Genomic DNA, 19,372 nt, shown 5'->3' on the forward strand with positions numbered 1-19,372 from the left:
TCAGACCGCTACGGGATTCGCCTTGTCGACGTTGATCCCGTAGCGGCTGATGGCTTCACTGACTTTTTCACGCCCTATGACGCCGTCATCCGCCAGTGCCTTCAAGGCCGCCAGTACGATGAAGTGCCGGTCCACTTCAAAGAACGCCCGCAGGGTTTCACGGGTATCCGATTGCCCGAAGCCGTCCGTGCCCAGCGCTACAAAACGCCGACCGGGAATGAAGGCGCGGATCTGATCGGCGAAGAGCTTCATGTAGTCGGTCGCCACCACCACCGGCCCGGTTTGCCCGGCCAGGCATTGCTCCACATAGCTCATTCGTGGCTCGCTATCCGGGTGTAGCAGGTTCCAGCGCTCCACCTCTTGCCCCTCACGGCGCAATTCGGTGAGGCTGGTTGCGCTCCATACATTGCTGCGCACGCCGAAGTCCTTTTCCAGCAGGTCAGCCGCAGCCATCACCTCGCGCAGGATTGAGCCACTGCCCATCAGTTGCACCTGCGCCTGGTTGCTTCCACTCAGCCGGTACATCCCCTTGAGAATGCCGTCTTCCACCCCTTCTGGCATTACCGGGTGCGGGTAGTTTTCGTTGAGCAGGGTGATGTAGTAGTAGATGTCCTCCTGTTGCACATACATGCGCCGCATGCCCTCGTGAATGATCACTGCCAACTCGTAGGCAAACGTCGGGTCGTAGGACACGCAGCACGGGATAACCGACGACAGGATGTGACTGTGCCCATCGTCGTGCTGCAAGCCTTCACCCATCAGCGTGGTGCGTCCGGCCGTAGCGCCCAGCAGGAAACCACGCGCACGCGCATCGCCTGCCGCCCAGGCGAGGTCGCCGACCCGCTGGAAGCCGAACATCGAATAGAAAATATAGAACGGCACCGTCATCAGGCCGTGGTTGCTGTAGGACGTACTGGCCGCAATCCATGAGGAAATGGCGCCGGACTCATTCAGGCCTTCCTGCATGATCTGCCCGTCTTTGCTTTCCTTGTAGTAGCTCAGTTGCCCTGCATCCTGTGGGGTATAGAGCTGGCCCACGGCGGAGTGGATACCGATCTGACGGAACAGGCTTTCCATACCAAAGGTGCGCGACTCGTCTGGCACGATGGGCACGATCAGTTTGCCCAGATGCGGATCTTTGAGCAGGGTGCCGAGGATACGCACAAAGGCCATGGTGGTGGAGATCGAGCGCTCGCCCGTGTCCTTGAGCTGGGTAGAAAAGGCGCTCAGCTCAGGGATTTGCAACGATTCGACCGCGCTGTGTCGTGCTGGTACATAGCCGCCCAAGGCCTGGCGGCGTGCAGCGAAGTAGCGGGCTTCTTCACTGTCAGCGGCAGGTTTGATGTACGGAATGTCGGCAAGCTGGTCGTCGGCCACTTCCAGGCCGAAGCGGTCGCGGAAAGCTCTTACTGCCTCTGCGCCCATCTTCTTGAGCTGGTGGTTGATGTTCTGGCCTTCACCGGCTTCACCCATGCCAAAGCCCTTGACGGTTTTCGCCAGGATCACAGTGGGCTGGCCAGTGTGGCGTACGGCAGCGGCGTAGGCGTTGTAGACCTTGTCCGGGTCGTGCCCGCCTCGTGAGAGTTTCCATATTTCGTCGTCGGACATATCTGCAACCAACGCTAGTAATTCCGGGTATTTGCCAAAGAAATGTTCGCGTACGTAGGCGCCGTTCTGTGATTTGTAGTTCTGATAGTCGCCATCCACGCATTCCATCATGCGTTGGCGCAGCAGCCCGTTCGTGTCTTTGTCCAAGAGCGCATCCCAACCACCGCCCCAGATCACTTTGATCACGTTCCAGCCGGCGGCGCGGTACAGGCTTTCAAACTCTTGGATCACCTTGGCATTGCCGCGCACGGGGCCGTCCAGGCGTTGCAGGTTGCAGTTGACCACGAAGATCAGGTTGTCGAGTTTCTCGCGTCCGGCCAGGGAGATGGCCGCCAGTGATTCCGGTTGGTCCATTTCGCCATCACCGAGGAAGGCCCAGACCTTGCGCCCCTGGTGTTGCTTGAGGCCACGCAATTCCAGGTAGCGCATAAAACGCGCCTGGTAAGCGGCGGTGATGGGCCCGAGCCCCATGGACACGGTGGGAAATTGCCAGAAGTCCGGCATCAGTCGTGGGTGCGGGTAGGATGAGATGCCCTCGCCACCGGCCTCGCGACGGAAGTTGTCGAGTTGAGTTTCGCTGATGCGGCCTTCCAGGTAGGCGCGGCCATAGATGCCGGGGGAGGAGTGGCCCTGGATGTACACCAGGTCGCCGTCAAAGGTATCGGTACGCCCACGGAAGAAGTGATCGAAGCCTACGTCATACAGCACCGCGGCTGACGCATAGGTCGCAATATGCCCGCCGACACCAGAGTGTTTACCTGCGCGGAGCACCATCGCCATGGCATTCCAGCGGATATAGGCGTTGATGCGACGTTCGATGGCCAGGTTGCCGGGGTAGGGCAGTTGCCGGTCCACCGGGAGGGTGTTGACGTAAGGGGTGGTGACCCGCCCGTAGAAGTCGCCATGCCGCGCCACGTCGAAATCCAGCAACTGATCGATCAGGTAGTGCGCGCGCGGGCGGCCTTCGGTGGACAGCACCGATTCGATGGACTCGAGCCATTCGCGGGTTTCCTGTGGATCATCGTCGCGTCTGACTGCGTTGTTCGGGGTCATATGAGGCTCCAGGGTAGGCGGATTTCAAGTGGCAGGCTCCTTGTGGGAGTACCGACTAAAGTAATTGCAATTGCAACTACATGACCGAATCTAGCGCGAGATGAGCTACTATTGCAACCTTCTTGGAATGTCCCGGATGGTGTTGCATGTCGTCGAAAGAGCCTGATGTATGGTTCCGTTTTGTCAGGGCTCACAGGACGGTCATCCGTGAAATCGAGCGTCGCCTGGCCGAGGCGGACCTGCCGCCGTATGCCTGGTATGACGCTCTGTGGGGCTTGGAAAGCGGCCCCGACGGCACTCGCCGCATGCACGAATTGGCTGATGTGCTGGCCATCGAACGCTACAACCTCACGCGTCTGGTCGACCGCCTGGAAAAAGACGGCCTGGTGGTACGTTCGCGCTCCGACGGGGATGGCCGGGCGGCATTCGCCTCGATCACCGAGGCCGGTCGGGTGCTGCGTAAAAAGATGTGGAAGATCTACGAAAGCACGGTGGATGAGCTGTTCCTGTCACAGATCGAGCCGGGGCAGCGCCAAGGGTTTGCCGATGCGCTGGAGCGCACAGCGGGGCTGGCGATGGAGGCTGGGGTACAGACCCGCAGCCGGCGCAAAACCTGAAATGTGCTGAAGATCTAATGTGGGAGCGAGCAAGCCCGCTCCCACATTTTTAATCGTGTTCCCGTTCATATGAGTGGATACCGGTTCATCGCTATCTGCACTTGCTGCGGATCGATACGCCCTTCATCCGCCAACGCCCGCAGCGCCATCACCACAATCCAATACCGACTCGGCGCCCTGGCCTGCACCGACCCCGCTCCCAGCGCCACAAACCGTGCATCCACATACCCCGCTAACTGATCGACAATCGCCTGCGGATAGCCGGTCACTGCAATCACTGGCGCTGCATTCCCGGCCAGGCAATCGCGCAGGTGGCAACTGCGCTTGAGCCCCCCGGGGTGCAGGCGATTCCAGCGTTCAGCCACTGCAGCCTCACGCGCCAGTCGTGTGTAGCTGGGGCAGCTCCACAGTTGCGCGGTGATGTCCCAGTCCTGTTCCAACAGCTGCTTGGCCTGCAGCACCTCTTCAAGCGCCCGGCCTGCGCCGAGCAGTCGCACATCCGCAGGGGTGTCAGGTTGGAGTCGGTACATGCCCTTGAGCGCGGCTTCTCGGTCCTGTTCACTCAGGGGCGCCGCGCTTTCATGATCATGCAGGGCCAGGTAATAGAACCCGGGTTTGCCGTCGACATACAGGCCACGCAACGCCGCCAGTACAATCGCTCGGGCTTCCTCGCCGGAGGCCGGGTCATACGGCGTGCAGCGCGGGTGGGTGGCGAGCCATAACGGCAGGGAAGGCTGCGCGCCCTTGGGCCACCGGGAGGGTTGGTTTTCGATGTCGTTGCACAGGATGCCGCGCTGTTGTGTGGCGTCCGACAACGCACTCAACTGCGCCGACGAGTGCGCGCTGTGCAGGTACAGCAAGGGTTTTTCGGCAGTATTGCGTGCAAACCAACTGGGCCAGTTACCCACACGCCGGGAGTGTGACTGGCCGCGAATCACCCAGGCTTGGCGGCTGAATTCCAGGGTGTTGGCCATGCTCATCACGGTATACAGCGGTGAGCTGTCGACGGTGGCGGTGGTGTTCAATGCGTCGATACAGAGTTGCGCGGCGTGTGCAGTAGTGGCGGACATCGGGAGGTTCACCTGGCGACGAATGCCATTACCCTAAAGGAAATTTGTACATAATTGCAATTGCAATCATTGCAATAGTTCCTCAAAGCCCAGGTGCTAAATCCCGGTAACGCTGCTACGTTTAATCCTTAAGTGCAGGAACGTCATGGCGTAGACATTTTTTCGTCATGACGGCACTTTAGGCTGGCTGTGCAGGTCATTTGTTCACAGCCGCTTTTAACGTCAAGAAGGAGTCCACCATGGACGATTACCAGGAAGAACTGCTTGAGTACCACGCGATCGAGTTGGACCCGCTGGAACCCGCAGACGATGCAACAGAGCTGTAACATCGGCTTCAGGCGGAATGCCGCTGACTGCGGCGAAATTCCCCTGGGGTCTGGTTGTTCCAGCGCCTGAAGGCCCGTTGAAACGCTTGGGCCGAAGCAAAACCGAGCAAGTAGGCGATCTCGCCGAACGCCAGTTCCGTATCGCGGATGTAGGTCATGGCCAGGTCGCGGCGGGTATCGTTGAGAATCGCGCGGAACTGTGTGCCTTCGTCGGCCAGTTTGCGGCGCAGCGTCCAGGTAGGCAGCTTCAAGCGTGCCGCCACTTCTTCCAGGTCGGGTTCCCGGCCGCCATTGAGCATCGGCCCGAGCAACCGGGTAATGCGCTCGCGCAGGCTGCGGGTGCGGGTCAATTGCTCTAACTCTCGCTCACACAGTTGTAACAACAGGTTCCAGGTGCTGGGGCAATGCTGTGGGTTGCGCAGGGCCAGGGTCTGCTGGTTGAGGCGTAATTGGTTGGCCTCGGCGCCGAAGTGGATGTCTCCCAGCATGCTGTACTGATCGCTGTACTCCGGCGCTTCAAATTCGATGTCGATGCGTTGTGCCTGCACCGGCTGCTGGGCCAGGCTCGACAGTTGATGCAGCCAGCCGGCGATGATCGAGTCCACCACAAAGCGGTTGTAGGCGTTATAGGGGCTGATGGAATAGAAGCGCAGCCAGGCGCCTTCAGCATCTTCGACAAAGCTCGACTGTCCACGGTAATTGGAGCCGTACAGCGCTTCGAAGCGGGTGAGTGCACGCGCCGCTTCGCGCACGTTGGGGGCCTGGGCGGCGGTGACGCCCGCCAGTCCGCCTTGGCTCAGGCGGCTGAGTTGGCCCATGCGCAGTCCCAGGCCCGGGTCGCCGGTCAGTTGGATGGCCGCATGGCCAAGGCGCATGTAGCGCGGGATCGACAAACGGGCACCCGCTTCGGCGAGACGTGCCGGGTCGAGGCCGTATTGCAGCAGCAGTGGCTGCGGGTCCAAGCCATGGCTGTGGATGGCGTCGGCCAGGGCGTGCACGAAGCCCACCGACAAATCCCCAAGCCGTACGGGCTTCACAGCCAGACATTCAACAGGCGTGCGCCACGGGCTTCGCCATCGGCGTTGATTTGCCCGTTGCTGCTGAGAAAGCTGTGCCCGGCAGTGCCCAGGTCCCAGAATTGCCCGCGCAGGAACACGCTCATGCCGGCGCTGGCCTGGCTGATGGGTTGCTGGCTGATCAACGTGAGGCGACGCCAGGCTTCGCCCTCACTGAGTTCTTCGGGCTTGAGGCTGATTTCGGTCGGGGTCGACACGCTTTTGAAGCCGCGCCAAGGGCGATCCCAGGTATCGCGACCCAGTACCAAGGCCGGCACTGCGATCAACTGTGCGCCTTGTTCGTTGAGCTTGCGGTAGTTGTCCGGGTACCAGCTGTCGCTGCCCACCAGTACGCCCAAGCGGCCAGCCGGAGTGTCGACCACGCTGACGACATTTTCGTCACCGGGCTCGATAAAGCCACGTTCGTCGTAGATCGGGTAAAGCTGGCGTTGCGGGTTGCCGATCGGCAAGCCATCGGCGGCAAACACCACGCTGGCGTTGTACAAGGCGCCATGGCCAACCCGCAGTTGGCCCTGGCTCACCCTTGGGTTTGGCAGGGTGATGGAGCCGGCGACCAACGTAACGCCGAACTCCTTGGCCAGGCCGCCGAACAGCACTTGGTAGTCCCGCGCCATGCCGTCGGCTTTCATGCGCAGGTAGGCGTCATCGGTGCGGTTGTCACCGGTGGCACTGATCCAGGCGCGGGCGAACAGCAGCGGGTTGCTGACCGACAACCAATTCATTGCATCTTTGGCGTGGAGGGCCTGGTACACCTCGTTCTTTTCGCCAGTGAGCATCAACCAGGTACCGATGTGTTCGGGCAGAACCACGATGGTCTTGTCGTTGATCAGCCCTTGGTCGCGGGCTTTTTGCAGGTAGGCCGCGAGCTTCAAGTGCAGGCGTTCCAGGCTCTGGTAGTCGGCCGGGAACAGCTCCGGCTGGATGCCCAGCAAGTTGCCACGGTCGGCTGGCAGGCCTTCGTTGACGGCGAGGGTGATACGCAGGTCCGACAGGTAATGCGCCACGGGGCGCTCCTGGGTCCAGACCAGATACGCGGCGACGGCGGCAACCAGGGCCATGGTGACGGTAAAAGCGAGAAGTTTACGCATGGGGGAACAGACAACAGACCGTGTGCAGGGTTCGCGACTAGGGTAGGGCCCATAAGCCGGCTTGCCAAGGGGCGCTGTGCATTTGGATCAATAACTTGTCAGTTTCGGTCATTGAGCCGTCGTCCACCGCCTCTTAGTCTGTGGGACATAAACCGATGGCAGGCCATTCGAGCCTTCCACGTCCCGTGATGATCCGTTGTGGAGCTTGACCATGACCGCTGCTGCCTACCCGCACCTGCTGGCCCCGTTGGACCTGGGTTTTACCACCTTGCGCAACCGTACCCTGATGGGTTCGATGCACACCGGCCTGGAAGAAAAGCCCGGCGGTTTCGAACGCATGGCGGCTTACTTTGCCGAGCGCGCCCGTGGCGGCGTGGGCTTGATGGTCACTGGCGGCATCGGCCCGAATGATGAGGGCGGTGTGTATGCCGGTGCGGCCAAGCTGACCACCGACGAAGAAGCGCAGAAACACAAGATCGTGACCCAGGCCGTGCACGAAGCCGGCGGCAAGATCTGCATGCAGATCCTCCACGCCGGCCGGTATGCCTACAGCCCCAAGCAAGTAGCACCGAGTGCGATCCAGGCGCCGATCAACCCGTTCAAACCCAAGGAACTGGACGAAGAGGGCATCGAAAAGCAGATCCAGGATTTCGTCACCTGCTCGTTGCTGGCCCAGGTCGCCGAGTACGACGGCGTGGAAATCATGGGCTCCGAAGGTTATTTCATTAACCAATTCCTCGCCGCTCACACCAACCACCGTACCGACCGCTGGGGCGGCAGCTACGAAAACCGTATGCGCCTGGCCGTGGAAATCGTGCGCCGTGTGCGCGAGGCCGTGGGCCCGAACTTCATTATCATCTTCCGCCTGTCGATGCTGGACCTGGTGGAAGGCGGCAGCACCTGGGAAGAAATCGTGCAGTTGGCCAAGGCCATCGAAGGTGCTGGCGCGACGATCATCAACACCGGGATCGGCTGGCACGAAGCGCGCATCCCGACCATCGCCACCAAGGTGCCCCGTGGGGCGTTCAGCAAAGTCACCGCCAAGCTGCGCGGTGCGGTGCAGATTCCACTGATCACCACCAACCGTATCAACACCCCGGAAATCGCCGAGCAGATCCTCGCCGAAGGCGATGCCGACATGGTCTCTATGGCGCGGCCATTCCTGGCCGACCCGGACTTCGTCAACAAGGCTGCCGCCGGGCGTGCCGATGAGATCAACACCTGCATCGGCTGTAACCAGGCGTGCCTGGACCACACCTTCGGCGGCAAGTTGACCACCTGCCTGGTCAACCCGCGGGCGTGCTACGAGACTGAACTCAATTACCTGCCGGTCAAACAGATCAAGAAGATCGCCGTGGTGGGCGCCGGTCCTGCGGGCCTGGCGGCTGCCACGGTGGCGGCAGAGCGCGGGCATCAAGTGACCCTGTTCGATTCCGCCAGCGAAATCGGCGGCCAGTTCAACATCGCCAAGCGTGTGCCGGGCAAGGAAGAGTTTTTCGAAACTCTGCGCTACTTCAAGCGCAAATTGCAGACCACCCACGTCGAGCTGTGCCTCAACACCCGCGTCGATGTGGCGCAACTGACGGCAGGCGGTTACGACGAGATCATCCTCGCCACCGGCATTGCGCCGCGTACCCCGGCGATTCCAGGCGTCGACAACGCCAAGGTGCTGAGCTACCTGGACGTGATCCTGGAACGCAAGCCCGTGGGCAAGCGCGTTGCGGTGATCGGCGCGGGCGGTATCGGTTTTGACGTGTCGGAATTCCTCGTGCACCAGGGCGTGTCCACCAGCCTTGACCGCGAAGCGTTCTGGAAGGAGTGGGGCATCGACACCCAACTGCAAGCCCGTGGCGGTGTGGCTGGGATCAAGGCCCAGGTGCATGCCCCGGCGCGCGACGTGTTCCTGCTGCAGCGCAAGACCTCCAAGGTCGGCGATGGCCTGGGCAAGACCACCGGCTGGATCCACCGTACCGGCTTGAAGAACAAACAGGTGCAAATGCTCAACAGCGTCGAATACCTGAAGATCGACGATGAAGGTCTGCATATCCGCATAGGTGCCGAGGGCGAACCGCAGGTGCTGGCGGTGGACAACATCGTCATTTGCGCCGGCCAGGACCCGCTGCGCGAATTGCAGGATGGCTTGGTCGCGGCCGGCCAGAACGTGCACCTGATCGGCGGTGCCGATGTGGCGGCCGAGCTGGACGCCAAGCGCGCCATCAACCAAGGCTCGCGCCTCGCCGCCGAGCTGTAAGACCCGGAACGGGGCGGTGTTAGACTACCGCCCCGTTTTTCACGCAGACTCCCTCCGATGGGCCCCTTCGATTGGCTTCCCCATGCACCGCTTGAACCTGTGCGCCTGGATTGGCTGAAAGGCGTCGAGCTGGCCGTGTTGCGCCTGGACCGCATCGACCCGCTGATCAGCGGCAACAAGTGGTTCAAGCTCACCGGGCACTTGGCGCAGACGCCAGATGCGCGCGGCATCATCAGCCTGGGCGGTGCCTACTCCAACCATCTGCATGCGCTGGCGGCGGCGGGGAAGCGTTTCGGTTTTCCCACGGTGGGCCTGCTGCGGGGGCATCCTCAAGACAACCCCACAATCCAAGACCTGAAAGCCTTCGGCATGCAGCTGTATTGGCTGGGCTATGGCGGCTATCGTGCGCGGCATGAGTCGGGTTTTTGGCAACCTTGGCGCGAGCGATACCCGCATCTTCATCCCGTGCCCGAAGGCGGTGGTGGACTCGCCGGTGCGATTGGCTGTGGTGTGCTGGTCAATCAGGCTCGCGCGCAGTTGCCCGCACTGGGCTGGGCGGATTACGACGCGTGGTGGTTGGCGGCGGGTACGGGGACCACCTTGGCGGGGTTGGTGTTGGCAGAGGCGGGCGCGCACCGGGTGTATGGCGCCATGGCGGTGCCGGACGACCACGGCGTGGCACAGAACGTCGATGCCCTCGTGCAGGGCGGCTATGAGCTGCTGAACGCCAGCCGAGGTGGCTTCGGCAAAGTCGACCCGGTGCTGCTCGACTTCATCGACGCCACGCAACAGGCTTGTGGCTTGCCCCTGGAGCCGCTCTACACCGGTAAGGCGTTACTGGCCTTGAAGGCGCAGATCGAGGCCGGGCGCTTCACCCCCGGCACTCGCCTGATCTTCGTTCACACCGGCGGCCTTCAGGGCAACCGGGGCTTCACGGGTTAGCGCGCTTGCCCGGCATCATGCGCAACGCCGTGTTGTCCCGCAGGATGTAATGGTGGGCAATCCCCGCCAGCGCATGCAGCCCGATCAGCCAATAACCGACCTTGCCGAACCACACATGCCAGCCTTCGATCTCCTTGGCCAGTGCTTTGTTCTCACCGATCAACGGCGGCAATTCCATCCCGTAGAACATCACCGAATGCCCCTCGGCACTGACGATCAGCCAACCGGCAATCGGCATGCCGATCATCAACGCGTAGAGTGCGAAGTGCATCAGGGTCGCCAACAGGCTTTGCCATTGCGGCGGCGCCGGTACGATCTTCGGCGCCACTCCCAGGCTGCGTGCGAACAACCGCAGCCACACCAGCACAAACACGGTGAGGCCGAACATAAAGTGCATCTCGACGATCAACGTTCGTGCACCGCTGCCTTTGGGAAATTGGCCGCGTAACTCAATGCAGGCGTAGACCACCGCCAGCAGCACCACCATCAACCAGTGCAACGTGATTGACATGGTGCTGTAACGTGTATCGGAGTTTTTCCACGGCATCGCTGGGTTCCTCACTCATCAGGGCAAACCTCCATTCTTTGGTGATGGAGTCCTTTAACTGTATGCCGGTTTTGCGCGGTTTGCCTGGCGTAAGTGCCCTGGTTTTGACCTCGGTCAGTGGCTCTGCGGCATTTCCCCACGGGCCAGCCGTGCGTTGATGTCGGTGATGACCGCAGGCAGGTCATTGATCGTGTCGATCAGGTAGTGCGGGCGCGAGCCTTCGAACATCGCCTCGATCCGTTTGCGCTCGCTGGCCAGGGTCGTGGCATCCAAGCTGCGAAACTGCTCGTAGGTCAGGCCCAGCGCATTGCCGGAGCAGGTCAGGGCCACGGTCCACATGCCGGCGCGCCGTCCTTCGAGGATGCCCGGCACGGTGTCGTCGACCTTCACGCACGCCGCCACATCGTCAATGCCTAGGGCGATGACGTTGGCCAGAGCCTGGGCCGGCCATGGGCGACCGTTGGGCACTTCGTCGGTGGCGACCACATGGTCGGCGATATAGCCGTTGGTGGCGGCCAGGGCGACGACTTTATCCATGACTTGCTTGGGGTAGCCGGAGCAGGAACCGATCTTGATGCCTTGCACACGCAACCGGGCGATGGTGTCGAGGGCGCCAGGGATCAGCGCCGAGTGTTCGGCGATCTTCTCGATCTGCAAGGGCATGAAGCGCTGGTAGATAGCTGTCACGTCGTCATCGGTCGGCGTACGGCCAAAAGCCTTGTGGTAGCGCTCGGCGACCTGCGGCTGGTCGCAAAGGGTGCGGATGTGGTCCCACTTGCCCATGCCCATTGGGCCACGGGCTTCTTCGATGGAGACTTGCACGTCGAATTCGGCGAAGGCTTCGACAAAGATCTGCGTGGGGGCGAAGGAGCCAAAGTCGACCACGGTGCCGGCCCAGTCGAGGATCACCGCCTGAAGGGTGTTGGGGTTCTGATAGTTCATACACAAATCCTGTAGGAGCTGGCGTGCCAGCGATGAACGAAAATGAGGTTTTACAGAATGACCGCGTCGCCGGTGATCGCCGGCAAGCCGGCTCCCACAGGTTGGAGCACATTCATGTCCTGCAGTACTTGCGCGATCGCGGCGACGGCTGCTTGCATGTCCGTCGCATCCACCTGCCCGATGCAGCCCACGCGGAAGGTTTCCACCTGGGTCAACTTGCCCGGATAAAGGATGAAACCCTTGGCCTTGACCCGTTCGTAGAAGTCCTTGAACTGGTAGCGCGGGTCCTGCGGGGCGTGGAAAGTGACGATGATTGGCGCCTGGATTTCAGTCGGTAGGAAGCTGCGCAGGCCCAGTTCGGCCATACCGTCGAGCAGTGCCTGGCAATTGCGTGCATAGCGTTGATGGCGGGCGGGCAAACCGCCTTCCTCGACGTATTGCAGCAGCGCTTCGTGCAGGGCTGCGACTACATGGGTCGGCGGGGTGAAACGCCATTGGCCGGTCTTGGCCATGTAGGCGTTCTGGTCGAACAGGTCCAACGCCAGGGAGTGGCAATTGCCTTGGGCCGCGGCCAGCGCCTGTTTATCGGTGAAGACAAAACCCATTCCCGGCACGCCTTCCAGGCACTTGCCTGACGCGGCGATCAGCGCATCGAAGGGTACTTCGCGGGCATCGATCGGCAGCGCTCCAAACGAACTCATGGCGTCGATGATCAGGCGCTTGCCGTGGGTTTTGACTACTTGGGCGATCTCGGCCAGGGGGTTGAGAATGCCGGTGCTGGTTTCGCAGTGGATCAGTGCGACGTGGGTGATGGCCGGGTCGGCTTGCAGCAGACCGTCCACATCGGCGGCGGTGGTGGGTTCGTCCTCGGCGGTTTCAAAGGTGCTGAAGTCGCGGCCGAGCACTTCACAGATTTTTGCCAGGCGCTTGCCGTAGGCGCCGTTGATCAGCACCAGCACCTTGCCGTTACGCGGCACCAGGGTGCCGATGGCGGCTTCGACGGCGAAGGTGCCGCTGCCTTGCAACGGCACGCAATGGTGGCTGGCCAAGCCGTCGATGATTGCCAGTAATTGTTCGCAGACGCTGGCGGTGAGGCGGTTGAAGCGGTCGTCCCATGAACCCCAGTCCACCATCATGGCCTGGCGGGTGCGGGCGGAGGTGGTCAGCGGGCCGGGCGTGAGCAGGATGGGCGTCGTCATTACAAGTCCTTGCGAAGCATCGGATGAATCTACGGCGCCTAAATTGCAGTTTGGCTTGTCATCAATCAAATTGTTTGTTGTTATGCGAGCTATCAGTGAGGCCGATAGCTATGAACCTGTTTCAACTGCGTGCATTCGATGCCGTGGCCCGCGAGGGCAGTTTTACCCGTGCGGCGGCGCGGTTGTTTATCAGCCAGCCTGCGGTGACCGGGCATATCAAGGCGCTGGAAGAGCACTATCAGATCCCGTTGTTGCGCCGCACCGCCAGACGCGTGGAATTGACGGAGGAGGGCGCGCGGTTGGCGGCTATCACCCGGGCCATCTTCGGCCTGGTGGACGAAGCGCAGACGATGCTCGAGGCCAACCGCCAATTGCTCATTGGGCGCCTGGAAGTCGCGGCCGACGGCCCGCACCTGGTGATGCCGATGATCGCCAGCCTGCGTGCGCGCTACCCCGGCATCACCGTCAACCTGCGCTTGGGCAATGCCAGGGAAACCCTGGCTGCGTTGCTGTCTGAGCATGCGGATGTGGCGGTGCTGACGGAGGTGCAACCGCGCAACGGCCTGCATCTGCAGCCTTTGAGCGAGTCACGGATTTGCGCGCTGGTGCCGGCCAGTCACCCGTGGGCCGCGCTGCCCAAGGGGATCCGCCTGGAGCAACTCAATGAGGTGATCATGGTGCTGCGCGAGCCGAGTTCCATCACCCGGCGTACGTTCGATGACGCTTGCCTGGCTGTCGGTGTACAGCCCAAGGTGCTGCTGGAACTGGACAGCCGCGAGGCGGTGACCGAAGCCGTTGCCGCTGAATTGGGCGTAGGCGTGGTGTCGTCGATGGAGGTCAGCCCGGACCCGCGCGTGCGCGCCGTGCCGATCCAGGGCAACGGGCTGGTTAACCGGCACATGCTCGGTTGCATGGAGCGGCGTCGGTCGTTGCGCTTGATTCAGGCGTTTTTCGAGTTGGCGCCCTGACGGTTTTTTGGTGGAACGTTGCGTTTTTGCGCTATAAACTCTGCCCCCAAAGCGCCGGCCAGTAGACGTTTGGGCGCGATGGACAGAAGAGAGTGAGTCATGGGCGCACAGTGGAAAGTCAAACATAAAGAAGCGGCAGCCAATGCCAAGGGCAAGATCTTCGGCAAGCTGGTGAAAGAAATCACCATCGCCGCCCGCAACGGCGCCGACACCTCCACCAACGCCCACCTGCGTCTGGTGGTGGAACAGGCCAAAAAGGCCTCGATGCCCAAGGAAACCCTGGACCGCGCCATCAAGAAAGGCGCCGGTCTGCTCGGCGAAACCGTGCAATACCACCGCGTCACCTACGAAGGCTTTGCGCCGCACCAGGTGCCGCTGATCGTCGAGTGCGTGACCGACAACATCAACCGCACGGTGGCGGAAATCCGCGTGGCCTTCCGCAAAGGCCAACTGGGCGCTTCCGGTTCCGTGGCCTGGGACTTCAACCACGTCGGCCTGATCGAAGCCTCGCCGGACAGCCCGGACGCCGATCCGGAAATGGCCGCCATTGAAGCTGGCGCCCAGGATTTCGAAGACGGCGAAGAAGAGGGCACCACCTTGTTCATCACCGAGACCACCGACCTCGACGCCGTACAGAAAGCCTTGCCGGAGCAGGGTTTCACCGTGCTGTCAGCCAAGCTGGGCTACCTCTCGAAGAACCCGGTGAGCGGTTTGAGCGATGAGCAGATGGCTGAGGTTGAAGCCTTCCTCGAAGGCTTGGACAACCATGATGACGTGCAGGATATGTTTGTCGGGTTGGCGGGCTGATTTGTAGCTGGATAAATGGGGTCCAACTGTGGGAGCGGGCTTGCTCGCGAATGCGCAGTGTCAGTCGACATATTTATTGACTGATACACCGCATTCGCGAGCAAGCCCGCTCCCACACTGGTTTAGTGGCGCTGGATAGATTGCAGCAGCGCTTCGATTTCCTCGAACCCCGGCCGTGCCATCACATCAGGCTGGCAGCACCGTTCTTGGAGCATCAACAACTTGCTGCTCACCTGTTCATCAACCCGCTCCAACAACTCCCCCAGCAACACCCCGAACGCCCGCACTTCAATCCGCTGCAACGCCCTGGTTTCCACGCTATCCGCCGTGGCATGAAACGACGCCGCGCCAAAATCCCCCAGCAAGCAGTCGCCGGCTGCATTCCACAGAATATTGTGGCCATACAGGTCACCGTGGGTGATGCCGTGCCGGTGCAGGTGCGCGGCGACCGAAGCGATGCCCCGCGCCATGCGCAGCGCCACTTCCAGGCTGAAGCGAGTTCCCGATTCATAAATGTCGCGGGTGCACGACGCCAGGCTCGGCAGGGCAGCAAGGTTGCGGTAGCTCGGGTCGATCAGGTCCATGACCAGTGCGGCTTGGTCATCCGGGTGGCCGACCACGCGGCCCTCTACCTTGATCAGGTTGGGGTGCAGCCCGGCAGCGATGCAGGCCTGCATTTCGTGCAGCGGCGAGCCATCGCTGGTGATGGTGCCTTTGTAGAGTTTGACCGCGACGGGCTGGCCTGACGGTTTCCACAGGGCCTTGCGGATAATGCCGGAAGCGCCTTCGCCAAGGACTTCGGCCAGTTCCAGCTCTGGCCAGGGAATATTCGGCGTAGCGTCATCACCCGTTACGTCCACGGCCATTTCCACAGGGTTGCCGGCATAGGCCAGCCAAGTCAGGCTTGGCAGTGTCAGTAACCATTCCGGCAGTTGGGTGAAGCGGTTGGAGGCGATGCGCAGCAATTCGAGGTTATGGCAGTTGGCCAGGCTTTCTGGCAAGTGCGCCAGTTGGTTGCCGGCCAGCATCAGCTTTTGCAGGAGCGGTCGCTTGCCCAGTTCATCGGGCAACTGGCTGATCCGGTTATCGGTCAGGATCAACCAGCGCAACAACGGCGGCAGCGCGGCGGCAGGCACGTGGCTGATCTGGTTGGCCTTGAAGCCGATCATGCTCAGTTTGGCGCATTGGCCCAAGCAAGCCGGCAGCTCGGTGAACAGGTTGTCCGAGCAGAACAGCACGCGCAGGTGGGGCAGCCGGTGCAGGTCGTCGGGCAGGCTGCTCAGGGCGTTATCGCTGAGGTTGAGGATCTCCAGGGAGTCGGCCAGTTCGAAGATTTCCCGGGGGAATTCGGTCAGCCCGCAGGACAGGTCCAGGCGGGTGATACCGGCCAGTTGGCCGGCCTTGAGTTGGGCGAGGGTATGCATGAACGGGGTGGTCACTCGGCAAAGGGGCATCAATGGCGCTCATGATACCGGGTCGGGTGCCGGTTGCGGGTCAGCCTGTTGCAATTGTCCCAAACGGCTGGCGGTGCGGGCGAGGTCGATGGCCTGGCCGCTCAGGGCGAGGTCTAGGGGCTGCGCGCCGATCAGGATCAGGTGCTTGTCCCGGTCGTAGAGCACGTCCACCAGGTTGATAAAACGTTGCTGCACGGCGATTGGGCAGTCTGCCAGTTGAGGCAGGCCGTCGATGATCCAGTGATCGTAGTCCCGGCACAGCAGCAGGTAGTCCATTACTGCGGTCAACTGCTCGCAAAGATCGCTGAAGGTGAAGGCGATGGAGCGGCCTGCGCGGTGACGGCAGATCAACGTCCGATTGCCGACGGCCAGGGGCTGTGGCGGGCAGTCGGCAGCGGGAAGACCCAAGGCTTCGCGCTGACGCGCAGTCCCCGGCCAAACGTACTGACCGCTGGTAAAGCGTTGTGTGCTTTGGGCCTGGGGCAGGCTGCGAAAATCCTGGGGCGAACTGACTTCCAATACCTCCATGCGCGCATCGATCAGGTCGATCACCGGCTTGAAACGCTCGTGGTACAGCGGGTTGGGCAGCAGCCCCTGTGGCGCATAATTGGACGTCACCAGCACCAGCACACCGCGTTGGAACAAGGCTTTGAACAGCCGCGTGATCAGCATCGCGTCGCCGATGTCGTGGACGTGAAACTCGTCGAAACACAACACCCGGCAGTCCGTCAGCAGTTCGTCGAGGGTCACGGCCAGGGCATCGTCCTGTTCACGATGCGTGAACATGCCGCGATGCAGGCGCGCGAAAAAGTCATGGAAATGCACGCGCTGCTTCTCGGTAATCGGCAACGCTTGGAAAAAACCGTCCAGCAACCAGCTTTTGCCGCGCCCCACCGGCCCGTGCAGGTACAGGCTACGGGTGGGCCGGCCGGCGAGCAGATGCTGGGTTTCTCGGGCCAGGGCAGCAATGGCTCGGGTTTGTCCGGCACTGAGGGTATAACCCTGTTGCTCGGCTTTTTGCTGGAAGAACGCGGGGATAGGTGAGGCGTCGAGGGCGTCGGTTTTCTTGCCGAGCAGGCGACGGATCAGGGAAAGCGCGGCCAATGCGAGTCACTCTGTATTTCAGTGGTCGCTCACTTTAGGGCGACTGCTGCGTTTTGACCAATAGAGAAGGGCGTTGCGTGCTATCTCGAAAAGGCATGTCACGCTTGCAAGCCTGCCCCGACTGGCAGTTTCTCGTTGAGTGACTAACCTTCTACACAGCAGTCACCCCTGTACAAGGATTTGGGGCAGTGAAGGGACGAGCAGTATTGGCAGTCATGGGCGCGATGCTCTGCAGCACGGCTTTCGGGGCGCAACTCCAGGTGGAGGTGCGTATCGACGTGCAGCGGGGCTGCCAGTTGGTGGGCACCACCCGCAGTGCTGGCATCGAGCAGCTTGGCGTATTGGATTTCGGCAGCGCCGCGCGTCTGGATGACCCGGCCGGGCCCCTGAGTGCGGCATTGATCAGTCAGCGCCAGCCACGGCTGGAATGCAACCCGGACACACCGTATCAGGTGCGTGTGGATGGTGGCCTGCATGGCGGCACCGGTGAAGTGCGTTACCTCAGCGCTGCCCCTTTGATCAAACCTATTCCCTATCGAATTTATGCCGACGCCGCGCGGCGCGTGCCGTTGCCGGTGGATGTGCCGATCAGTGGTCGCGTGCCGGACGCAGGCTTCGTCGACCTGCCGCTGTATGGGCGCATCGAGCCGCTCAAGGACATCCCCGCCGTCGGCCGCTACACCGACCTGCTCAAGGTCACTGTCACATGGTAAGCCGCTATTTGGCCGTGATGGCCATGGGAGGCCTGCTGGTGCTGGCGGATGACGCGCAGGCGGCTGTCGCCACCGGGTTTATCCAGGCGCGACTGGTGATCACCGCCAGTTGTGAAGTGAGCAAAGGCGTCGAAAGCGCGCCGGTCAACCCCACGGGCGGTACGGCGATGCTCGACTTCGGCAGCCAGGGACCGACTTGGAACAACACGCTGGGCGCAGCGGTCTCCGACGGCGACAAGGCGCCGCTGGCGGTGTCGTGCAACCCCTCGGTCTCAAGCTTCACCGTGACTATCGACGGCGGCACCAACGGCGATGGCACTACGCGGCGCCTGAGCAATGGGCGTCAGATGATTCCGTATCGGCTGTCCGCCGATCCACAGGGTCGCAGCACCTACAGCATCGGCCAGCAACGCAATTTTGTCGTGGCCAAGGGCACCCAGATACCGATCCCGGTGTTTGGCTCCGTGGTGGCAAATACCAGTGCCTTACCGGCAGGGATCTACACCGACACGTTGACGGTGACACTGGACTGGTAACTCAAGAGGATGAACACCATGCATGTACTTGTTTCGCGATTAGGCGCTTGTGCGCTGGGGCTGGCAATGGCCTCCAACCTCAATGCGGCAACCACGGTCACCGGCCAGATCACATCGAGCCTGATATTGATCGCCAGTTGCCAGGTCAACGGTTCCGGTGCCGCGACCGGGCTGAACTTCGGTAGCTTGAACTTTGGCACTACCAACAGTCTGTTCACCAACGCCGATGCCCAGTTGCTTGGCGGCACTGGCACCGGCGGGGCGCTGTCGATCCTGTGTTCCAGCGGCACCACGCCAGCGGTCAAGGTGCGTGCCGGTGCCCATGACGGTGCGTCCCCGGGTGGCAGTCGTGCGTTGGCCGACGGTGCAGGCAACTTCGTGCCCTACGACTTCTACACCGACAGCGGCCACTCCGCGCTGTTGGCGATTGACGGCGTGATCACGCTCGCCACCAGTACCGGCGTGGCGCGAACCGTCAACCTCTACGGTCGGGCGGTGGGCAAGGCGGGGCTGCCAGCCGGCACCTACACCGACACCGTGGCCGTGGAACTGACGTTCTAGCGATGTGGCTCAGAGTGTTGCTGGCCTGTGGGCTGGCGGTGCCGCTGCCGTTGTCGGCGGTGACCAGCCAGAGCTTCCAGGTGAGCGCGACTATCACGCCGGGTTGTCTGATTGTGGGCGGGGGCTCCAATTACGGCGCGTTGACCTACGGCAGTTACTCGGCGCTGGCCACCAGTACGGTCACGGCGGCGCTGACCGGGGGTGTCACCTTGCAATGCACGCCGGGGGTGACATTGAGCATGAGCGTCGACGGCGGCCTGCACAGCAGCACCGGGCGCAATCTGCAGCTCAACAGCGGCAGCGCGCGGGTGGCTTACCAGTTGTTTCGGGATGCGGCGTTCAGCCAGAGCCTGGGGATCGGCCAGAGCGTCAATGTGGCGTACAGCGATGCGAACAACATCAGCCTGCCGATCTACGGGCGGGTGCAATTGCCGGGCAATCAGCCTGGGGGGACATACAGCGACACGCTGCAGGTGCAGCTGACGTGGTAAGGCAATCGGTATAAGGAGT

19 protein-coding genes are annotated in these 19,372 nt (G+C 61.9%); 10 read left to right on the plus strand and 9 right to left on the minus strand.

Annotation, left to right across the window (positions count from 1 at the left end; all coding sequences use genetic code 11):
- Entirely contained in the window at positions 1–2,661 is a 2,661-nt protein-coding gene (gene aceE / locus WH299_RS02760) for a pyruvate dehydrogenase (acetyl-transferring), homodimeric type (protein WP_339549541.1), read from the minus strand.
- A gap of 146 nt (positions 2,662–2,807) precedes the next feature.
- Here aceE and WH299_RS02765 point away from each other — a divergent pair, with 146 nt between their 5' ends.
- Positions 2,808–3,278: a MarR family winged helix-turn-helix transcriptional regulator gene (locus tag WH299_RS02765; protein WP_122729189.1), complete on the plus strand. Its 471-nt coding sequence runs from the start codon at positions 2,808–2,810 to the stop codon at positions 3,276–3,278.
- A gap of 65 nt (positions 3,279–3,343) precedes the next feature.
- On the opposite strand, the gene WH299_RS02770 is transcribed toward WH299_RS02765, so the two are convergent.
- Positions 3,344–4,348, minus strand: a complete 1,005-nt coding sequence (locus tag WH299_RS02770) for a transketolase-like TK C-terminal-containing protein (RefSeq protein ID WP_339549546.1) — start codon at positions 4,346–4,348, stop codon at positions 3,344–3,346.
- 200 nt (positions 4,349–4,548) lie between these two features.
- Between WH299_RS02770 and WH299_RS02775 the strand changes: the two genes are divergently transcribed.
- Positions 4,549–4,674, plus strand: a complete 126-nt coding sequence (locus WH299_RS02775) for a hypothetical protein (RefSeq protein ID WP_256656620.1) — start codon at positions 4,549–4,551, stop codon at positions 4,672–4,674.
- A gap of 8 nt (positions 4,675–4,682) precedes the next feature.
- On the opposite strand, the gene WH299_RS02780 is transcribed toward WH299_RS02775, so the two are convergent.
- Together WH299_RS02780 and WH299_RS02785 are read right to left on the minus strand one after the other, a co-directional pair.
- Positions 4,683–5,711, minus strand: a complete 1,029-nt coding sequence (locus WH299_RS02780) for an AraC family transcriptional regulator (RefSeq protein ID WP_122729185.1) — start codon at positions 5,709–5,711, stop codon at positions 4,683–4,685.
- Positions 5,708–6,838 (minus strand): carbon-nitrogen hydrolase family protein, encoded by a 1,131-nt coding sequence (locus WH299_RS02785; protein WP_339549547.1) that lies wholly within the window; start codon positions 6,836–6,838, stop codon positions 5,708–5,710. Before WH299_RS02785 ends, WH299_RS02780 begins: the two co-directional genes overlap by 4 nt.
- A 211-nt stretch (positions 6,839–7,049) precedes the next feature.
- On the opposite strand from WH299_RS02785, the gene WH299_RS02790 reads away from it, so the two are divergent.
- Positions 7,050–9,089 carry an NADPH-dependent 2,4-dienoyl-CoA reductase gene (locus WH299_RS02790; RefSeq protein ID WP_122729181.1) on the plus strand — a complete coding sequence of 680 codons (2,040 nt, stop codon included), beginning with the start codon at positions 7,050–7,052 and terminating at the stop codon, positions 9,087–9,089.
- Between the two features lie 57 nt (positions 9,090–9,146).
- A complete protein-coding gene (locus WH299_RS02795) occupies positions 9,147–10,031 on the plus strand; it encodes a pyridoxal-phosphate dependent enzyme (protein WP_122729179.1) in 885 nt (294 codons plus the stop codon).
- Here the strand turns inward: WH299_RS02795 and WH299_RS02800 are convergent.
- From WH299_RS02800 to WH299_RS02810, 3 genes are all read right to left on the minus strand, one after another.
- Positions 10,021–10,578 (minus strand): cytochrome b, encoded by a 558-nt coding sequence (locus WH299_RS02800; protein ID WP_339549548.1) that lies wholly within the window; start codon positions 10,576–10,578, stop codon positions 10,021–10,023. The two genes, WH299_RS02795 and WH299_RS02800, sit on opposite strands and share 11 nt — an antisense overlap.
- 114 nt (positions 10,579–10,692) lie before the next feature.
- Positions 10,693–11,520, minus strand: a complete 828-nt coding sequence (phnX, locus tag WH299_RS02805) for a phosphonoacetaldehyde hydrolase (RefSeq protein ID WP_339549549.1) — start codon at positions 11,518–11,520, stop codon at positions 10,693–10,695.
- Between the two features lie 50 nt (positions 11,521–11,570).
- Positions 11,571–12,719 (minus strand): 2-aminoethylphosphonate--pyruvate transaminase, encoded by a 1,149-nt coding sequence (locus WH299_RS02810; protein ID WP_339549550.1) that lies wholly within the window; start codon positions 12,717–12,719, stop codon positions 11,571–11,573.
- Between the two features lie 110 nt (positions 12,720–12,829).
- Between WH299_RS02810 and WH299_RS02815 the strand changes: the two genes are divergently transcribed.
- Complete coding sequence (locus tag WH299_RS02815; protein ID WP_339549551.1) at positions 12,830–13,687, plus strand: LysR substrate-binding domain-containing protein; 858 nt, start codon at positions 12,830–12,832, stop codon at positions 13,685–13,687.
- 99 nt (positions 13,688–13,786) lie between these two features.
- Complete coding sequence (locus tag WH299_RS02820; RefSeq protein ID WP_028616915.1) at positions 13,787–14,494, plus strand: YebC/PmpR family DNA-binding transcriptional regulator; 708 nt, start codon at positions 13,787–13,789, stop codon at positions 14,492–14,494.
- A gap of 122 nt (positions 14,495–14,616) precedes the next feature.
- Here the strand turns inward: WH299_RS02820 and WH299_RS02825 are convergent, their stop codons facing one another.
- Together WH299_RS02825 and zapE are read right to left on the minus strand one after the other, a co-directional pair.
- Positions 14,617–15,918, minus strand: coding sequence for a protein kinase (locus WH299_RS02825; protein ID WP_339549605.1), 1,302 nt, complete (start codon positions 15,916–15,918; stop codon positions 14,617–14,619).
- A 39-nt stretch (positions 15,919–15,957) separates the two neighbouring features.
- A complete protein-coding gene (gene zapE / locus WH299_RS02830) occupies positions 15,958–17,052 on the minus strand; it encodes a cell division protein ZapE (protein ID WP_339549552.1) in 1,095 nt (364 codons plus the stop codon).
- 215 nt (positions 17,053–17,267) lie between these two features.
- Here zapE and WH299_RS02835 point away from each other — a divergent pair, with 215 nt between their 5' ends.
- Genes WH299_RS02835 through WH299_RS02850 form a run of 4 tightly spaced genes read left to right on the plus strand, consistent with a single transcriptional unit; the run spans position 17,268 to position 19,353 of the window.
- Complete coding sequence (locus WH299_RS02835; protein WP_431490645.1) at positions 17,268–17,765, plus strand: Csu type fimbrial protein; 498 nt, start codon at positions 17,268–17,270, stop codon at positions 17,763–17,765.
- Positions 17,759–18,301, plus strand: a complete 543-nt coding sequence (locus WH299_RS02840) for a Csu type fimbrial protein (protein WP_323624301.1) — start codon at positions 17,759–17,761, stop codon at positions 18,299–18,301. The genes WH299_RS02835 and WH299_RS02840 overlap by 7 nt, the downstream gene beginning before the upstream one ends.
- Before the next feature lie 18 nt (positions 18,302–18,319).
- Positions 18,320–18,862: a Csu type fimbrial protein gene (locus WH299_RS02845; protein WP_339549553.1), complete on the plus strand. Its 543-nt coding sequence runs from the start codon at positions 18,320–18,322 to the stop codon at positions 18,860–18,862.
- 2 nt (positions 18,863–18,864) lie between these two features.
- Positions 18,865–19,353 carry a Csu type fimbrial protein gene (locus tag WH299_RS02850; RefSeq protein WP_028616910.1) on the plus strand — a complete coding sequence of 163 codons (489 nt, stop codon included), beginning with the start codon at positions 18,865–18,867 and terminating at the stop codon, positions 19,351–19,353.
- Positions 19,354–19,372: the final 19 nt, after the last annotated feature.

This window comes from Pseudomonas sp. MYb541 (assembly GCF_037479595.1).
GTDB lineage: Bacteria > Pseudomonadota > Gammaproteobacteria > Pseudomonadales > Pseudomonadaceae > Aquipseudomonas > Aquipseudomonas canadensis.